The sequence below is a fragment of the Shewanella sp. 11B5 genome (genome assembly GCF_002836795.1).
Lineage (GTDB): Bacteria > Pseudomonadota > Gammaproteobacteria > Enterobacterales > Shewanellaceae > Shewanella > Shewanella frigidimarina.
On the sequence record NZ_PJAP01000337.1, the window covers coordinates 1 to 6,563 of the forward strand.

The 6,563-nt window shown below is 39.1% G+C and carries 5 protein-coding genes; 1 reads left to right on the top strand and 4 read right to left on the bottom strand.

Annotation, left to right across the window (positions count from 1 at the left end):
- From CXF78_RS07085 to CXF78_RS07100, 4 genes are all read right to left on the bottom strand, one after another.
- On the bottom strand, positions 1 to 1,929 hold a 1,929-nt coding region (locus CXF78_RS07085; RefSeq protein WP_145991390.1), incomplete at its 3' end, for a hypothetical protein.
- Positions 1,926 to 2,738 (bottom strand): TnsA endonuclease N-terminal domain-containing protein, encoded by an 813-nt coding sequence (locus tag CXF78_RS07090; protein ID WP_180957079.1) that lies wholly within the window; start codon positions 2,736 to 2,738, stop codon positions 1,926 to 1,928. The genes CXF78_RS07090 and CXF78_RS07085, both read right to left, overlap by 4 nt.
- Before the next feature lie 502 nt (positions 2,739 to 3,240).
- Complete coding sequence (locus tag CXF78_RS07095; RefSeq protein ID WP_102036379.1) at positions 3,241 to 4,437, bottom strand: ImmA/IrrE family metallo-endopeptidase; 1,197 nt, start codon at positions 4,435 to 4,437, stop codon at positions 3,241 to 3,243.
- A 9-nt stretch (positions 4,438 to 4,446) separates the two neighbouring features.
- Complete coding sequence (locus tag CXF78_RS07100; RefSeq protein ID WP_102036380.1) at positions 4,447 to 4,731, bottom strand: type II toxin-antitoxin system HigB family toxin; 285 nt, start codon at positions 4,729 to 4,731, stop codon at positions 4,447 to 4,449.
- 429 nt (positions 4,732 to 5,160) lie between these two features.
- Here CXF78_RS07100 and CXF78_RS07105 point away from each other — a divergent pair.
- The coding region (locus tag CXF78_RS07105; RefSeq protein WP_102036381.1) for a type I restriction-modification system subunit M at positions 5,161 to 6,563 on the top strand (1,403 nt) is incomplete at its 3' end.

Here is a 6,563-nt window from a genome sequence, read left to right on the forward strand (position 1 = left end):
TACTTGCTCTGATTTCGATAAGCCATCTATAGCTTCTTTTCGCTCACATGTAGCAACCTCAGTGACTTTTTTATTTTCAACAAAATCAGCGGTTTTTTTCACTTCATAAGAATGTTGTGCATTTGCATTACTATGTTTACGTTTTTTAAGATCATCGATAACATCAGCCCAAGGCAGACCTTTAAACCGTCGAAAATGTGGTTCAAGCTCGCATCGAAGATACTCATGCGCACCTTCACCAGGTACTATAAAAATAGCTGTAGCATCACTTTTATCGCGTACAACAACTTGCTTCTGCTGACTTCTATTAACCTTAACGCGAAGACCAGACAACTCAGGATGCACATATTTAACACCATCGATTGTTAAAATATTTCCATTTGAAATTGTCGCAGTTTCTTGTTCAAGTAATGAAAACCAAAAAAAATCTTTGTTTATCAATTGAAGAGAACCAGTCCTATGAGCGACACCCCATTTCCAAATATTATTCGGTGTAGTGGCTAATTCGGCCGGGAAGTCGTTATCACTATCCCACTTATTTAACGGCTTGTGATTGAGTACAAGAATGGCTTTCAAGATGATTTTATTTAACTCATCAAGGAGCATGGTATAGTTCTTCTGGCTGCTCATTCCGCCTGATTTTTTTGAAGTATATTGAGATACTAATCCCGGTAACTGGTGCCTTAACTCAGCATGTATACGACCAAATACACGCTCGCCATCCCCTCTTTTGTTTGGTTGTCCTGCGCCACTATTTATTATTGAAATATTGTGCATAGATGTCGCGGCTTCAATATTTTTAGTTCTAAAGTCGGAGCCTAAATCCGCAAAAAAAGCCTTGGGAAGGCCCTCCATAGGCCACTCATTCTGTTGAATATCCATTCCATGCTTTGCACATAACTTTACTTTGTTAGAAATAGCACTCGTCATCGCATTAACTACGTTGAAGTATGATGCAGGTGTTAACACTAATAAAAAGCCAGTAATTGCAGATGAGTAATCATCAACACATAGGTATAAAACCGGTCGCCCTAGCAACAGTCGATCATCACCTGCGGCTCCAATATCAAAGGGCGTAGAATCTATTGAATAAGATGATCCTGGGCCTACCATATCTTTTCTAACACTCGATGTTAGCTGACTATTGTTAGCTTTAAAGTAGATTTCACCATGTTTTGCTTGAGCTCTTCGCTCAACAGTAAAACGACTGTTGTAATAAGCTTTCAACATAGACTTACTGGGTTTTCCACTGCTCAAAAGACTTATATCACCATCACAAAATCGCGCTAACAAGTCAGTATATGCAGCATTTAAATCACAACTGTTAACCTTTTTTCCTTTTTTATCAATCAAATAACGCCCTGAAAAAATGGTACTTAAGAGTGCGGAATGCATCATTCTTTCTAACTCTGGTGACCAAAGTGAATTAGGTAAATCACCGAATTCTTTCGGACGCCCTAGACGAACACCGTTTCGAGTCTTTTTCTTGCCCTTTCCTCCGCAATAACAGTAATCTGGCAATAAAGTATTTATGCTTTGTCCTCGCTGCCAATATCGCCTCGCATAGCGGTATATCGTACTTTTAGAACCAAAACTTTGAGCAGTTAATATCTCGACTATTGCGCTTCTAACATTTTTGTCGTAAAACTCATCATTTTGAATCAGTGGTATTATCCTTTCGTAATTGCTGTCTCTCTTATTCAAGTAAACGCTACCAGCCGTATATGCCCGATTGATAATTTCAATCCATGGATCATCAATTTCAACTATTTCGTCATGTAAGTCGATATCTTCGGCATCGACTTTAAATGGAAGAGCACTAGTGCTTTCTATATCAATAAAAATACAGCAATAGTCTAAATTTTTTAAAAGACGACAAGCACGTTCATTCCACAAATAAACAGCATTCTGGCGTAGAAACTCAATCATAACTCCGCCTTAGACAAGTTTATATCTTGCCCTAAGAATTCATGAAATTCCTTGTTTAAGTCAAAATGTAAAAATCCGAGTTGCAATAAGCATTTCAACTCGTTTAAGTGTGTGCCTGCTGGCATTTGATTCTCGTCATCGAAACGAGCTAGAATTTGTGTCAGTTTCTCTGATGATGAAGCTTGAAGCTGCTCATAGATATTTGATGCTCTAGATTTAGCATCATCTAATTGATATTGAGATGCATCCGCCGTTAAGAACCACTCTATATTTCTCAAAACATTAGTATCAATATCTTTTTCAGTGATCACTAACAGCGGGATATTTCTTTTTGCTAGTGTTTCTTTCTCAAGCAACAATTTTTCTACTGTTCTGTAGTTATTAAGATCTTTAGCATATTTAACATATATGCCAATCTGCTTAGCCTCAACCCCTTGGTAAGTAACAACAAAATCGGTCGTTAACGGTAATTTTTCTTGATTGTTTTGCGGAGGGTGATTAACGCCAAGCTCAAAAGCTACTTTAAGTGACAACGGTAAGTCGTGTGAATATTGTTCTTTGATTTCAATGATATTCGGGTGAATATCTAAGAGAAGAAACACTTGATACTCAAGCTTAGATAAAAGATGACATACACGACCAGTGGTTCTACTTTTAATACGCCACATTTGCCCCTGTGACGAACACGATTGTATCGTGACGCCTGGCTTGTATTCATCTATTGAATTATGTTCACTGTTGCATCCATCGTATAAATCCATTTGTGTTGGCCCCTCATGAACAGCGCAACCAAAATTTTTACTCAACATCGTCAAATTCCTTTTCAACATACATCGCATCATCCTGAGCGATTACTTCTAAAACAATCTTAGCACAAAAAACAAACTAGCAAATGTAAGCTATTGATAACAAATAACAAAACTGGATATCATAACAAAGCAAAAAACAATCTGGATAAATGGGGTCTATATTATTCAAACAGTTAGATATTTTTTTTGAATAAAAAAAAGTGAAAATAAATGCAAAAAACTTAGTTTTGTTACTAAATTTGACTCATTATTTTTGTTTTTGCTGAAAATAACAGGGGAATATTCTTGGCTTAACGAGAGATGTTGATGCTGCTTTATAAAAATTAGCGTGTGATTGCCATCATAAAATGATGGCTAAAATAGTGAGGGATACTTCAAAGCACAAACGCAGTCAAAGGCTATTCCAGTGCTTTGTGGATACGAGAACGAGCTTGCAACTCGATGCGATGTCAGAGCTAAGAATCATTTTAAAAAAACTTCAATGAAACTAGAGACTTACATACTAAAAGTGACTTCTTACCTTATCTCGGAACGCTTTACCAAATGTAGAGTGATCATTACGCTCATAACGGATTCTACCAGCAACAATGCATGGTGATATGTGTAGTTTACTTGCAAGTTTTTGCACACAATCAACATCTTTCACTTCAAGTAAACTCGAAGAACCTGATGGAATTAAGCTTTCCTGGGCTAATGCATCTGCCTCTTGTTCAACTTCGTCGGCGCCTTCAGCATCTAAATTATCCAAGTACCATGTTTCAGTACCATCCACATGCAACGCAATATGTGCTAACTCATGCATCAACGAAAACCAAAAGTTATCTAATTTATCGTAGCGTAATGTAAGTGCAACGACAGGGTTACCGCTAGCAGAAATGCATACAGCGCCATCTAAATAAGTTTTTGGTAAATGAGCTTCAATAATTAAATGAATACCATGGCGGTTCAAAAACTCTTTCGCTAACTTAGGCCCTTGATCAGACCATGATAACTGAGCCAATTTTTTCATCCAGTTAGCATCAACTGTACCTTTAACATATTTAGCTGGTAGCTGCTCTTCTTGTGCCTTCTGTAAAATCCTGACTTGCCACGCCCATAAAGCGTAACTATTAGTCTCTTTGTCATTTGAACGTAAATGAGCAGTGGTTCTTAATAATGCTGGTTTTAAAGAAAAGCCATTGGGAACAGACGTTAAAAACAGATTAAGCTTTTCAATTGAATACTCTTTTAATTCCTTTATTGAGCCATTAAAACCCTCGAAATAACCCCGAGTGCGCATTTCTGATATAGGGAAAGCATCCCAATCAACATCTTTGGAAATGGTATCTTTTTGGCAAGGCTCTTTTATCAAGACATCAGCAGATATCCCTAAACCAGGGCTTAATTTGCGGATCATATTAAGGCTTAAACTTCGCGTGCCGTTCAGTACTTCTGTTACTTTTGACGCAGAGCCAAAATATGGAACTAAATCTTTTTTAATCAACCCCTGTTGCTCCATTCGAAACTTAATCGCTTCAATAGGGTCTGGAGACTCAATAGGAAAGGCCTCTTCTTCATACTTTTCGATCAAGAATGCAAGTAAATCCAACTCATCATTTTCTGCTGTGTCCGGAGCAGAATCGAGATCCATTAATAGCATCAAGCGAGCTAACGCTTGCTCATGATCTTGAGTTGATTTAATTAACTTAATGTGGCCCATAATACCTCCCTAAAAGCTTTGCTTATCATACTCCGAATGAGTTCCAACCCATTCAATAACAGCAATGCCATTTTGATATCTAACTTTCACAACTAATCTGTAATGGTTACCTTTCACATTAAAGATAACCTTATTATCAGCTAAGAAATCAGCGCTTCGATATCTATTCTTTATATCTTGTGGGGTTTTCCAGTCAGCAGCACTCGCTTCTGAAAACCAAGCTTCAAGTGCCTTTTTTGCGTCAGCATGCTTTTGACTAAACTTTGTAAGTTTGTCTCTTCCTAAGACTTTCATTACACCTCAAAGTTCCCAACAAGGGAATTATAGTTACTACTACCAAAAAGGGAAGTTAAATTATCACAATGGATACTACTCTGCTGTCGCTACCGTCAAAATACACTTGAGTGGCAGCTCTGCTTTAATACCGTCTTCAAGCTTATCGTAGAACATGAATAACTGCTCTAATAAATCTTGCTGAGTGGTAGCCCCTAGAAATACTAAACACTTTCTAACTGCCTATGTCCAACCATTTAGAGCCATAAGATCGCGGCTAAGAAATAGCTTTATAGCTAATTTCATAGCTGTAGCAAGCAATCGTATTTGTATCGAAATCAAACAACTAACATGCCTTCATTGCTCCACCTGCAACAAAGTCGTAGAATCACATGCAATATAAAGTGCCTGTTATCAATACAGACCCACACCTTCATTTTAGGTAATTCAATGACTAACAAACTCACTCTTCAAACGCTTGAATCATTCTTGTGGGAAACGGCCGATATTCTACGTGGCAATATGGATGCGTCTGAATTTAAAGACTACATCTTTGGCATGATGTTTCTAAAGCGATTGTCGGATGCCTTTGATGAAGAACGTGAAAAGGTCGTTCAGTATTATCTCGATAAAGGTAAAACGCAGGAGCAAGCGGATGAGCTTAGCGATGATGAAGATGAGTACGACGATACTTTTTTCATGCCTGCTATTGCCCGTTGGTCAGCGCTTAAAGATTTGAAACACAACATTGGTGAGGCACTTAATACCGCAGCCGAAGCGATTGAAGAACACAACTCAAGCCTTGAGGGGGTGTTAGTCACTATCGACTTCAACATTAAAAATAAGTTGTCTGATAAAAAGCTACAAGATTTGTTATCGCACTTTAGTCAGCACAGATTACGTAATGCCGATTTTGAGCGTCCAGATATGCTCGGCACCGCTTACGAATACTTGATTAAGATGTTTGCCGATAGTGCCGGTAAAAAGGGTGGTGAATTCTATACCCCTAGTGAAGTGGTGCAGCTGCTGGTGGCCTTACTTAAACCCCATGCGGGTATGCGTATTTATGACCCTACTTCAGGCTCGGGCGGTATGTTAGTGCAAATGCGCAATCATCTAGCTGATCATGGTGAAAACGCGGCTAACCTGTCGCTATTTGGCCAAGAGATGAACCTGAACACTTGGGCCATTTGTAAGATGAACATGTTCTTACACGGGGTGCATAATGCTGACATTCGCAAGGGCGATACTTTGCGCGACCCTAAACATACTCTTGGTGGTGAGTTAATGCATTTCGACCGAGTTATCGCCAACCCGCCATTTTCATTAAGTAAGTGGGGCAAGGATGAGTGTGACAACGATGGCTTTGGTCGATTCCCCTATGGAACGCCGCCAAAAGATGCCGGTGACTTAGCCTTTGTACAGCACATGATAGCCAGTACCAATAACGACGGTATGGTCGGTGTAGTTATGCCACATGGGGTGTTATTTCGAGGTTCAAGCGAGAAAGCCATCCGCCAAGGTATACTAGAAGATGACCTGCTTGAAGCGGTTGTCGGTCTTCCATCTGGTTTATTTTACGGTACGGGTATTCCTGCCTGTTTGTTAATAATTAATAAGCAAAAGCCTGCCGAGCGTAAAGGCAAGGTGCTGTTTATCAACAGCGAGCTAGAGTATCAAGAGGGTAAAAACCAAAATAAATTGCGTAAGAAAGACATTGCCACAATCGTCGAAACCTTTGATAACTACGCCGAACATTCTCGCTATTCAAAAGTGGTTGAGTTAAGCGAAATAGCAGACAACGATTACAACCTCAACATACGCCGTTATGCCGACACCTCACCACCAGCAGA

Coding starts and splice junctions, on each gene's coding strand:
- CXF78_RS07090 (WP_180957079.1), bottom strand. CDS start 2,738: ATGTTGAGTAAAAATTTTGGTTGCGCTGTTCATGAGGGGCCAACACAA.
- CXF78_RS07095 (WP_102036379.1), bottom strand. CDS start 4,437: ATGGGCCACATTAAGTTAATTAAATCAACTCAAGATCATGAGCAAGCG.
- CXF78_RS07100 (WP_102036380.1), bottom strand. CDS start 4,731: ATGAAAGTCTTAGGAAGAGACAAACTTACAAAGTTTAGTCAAAAGCAT.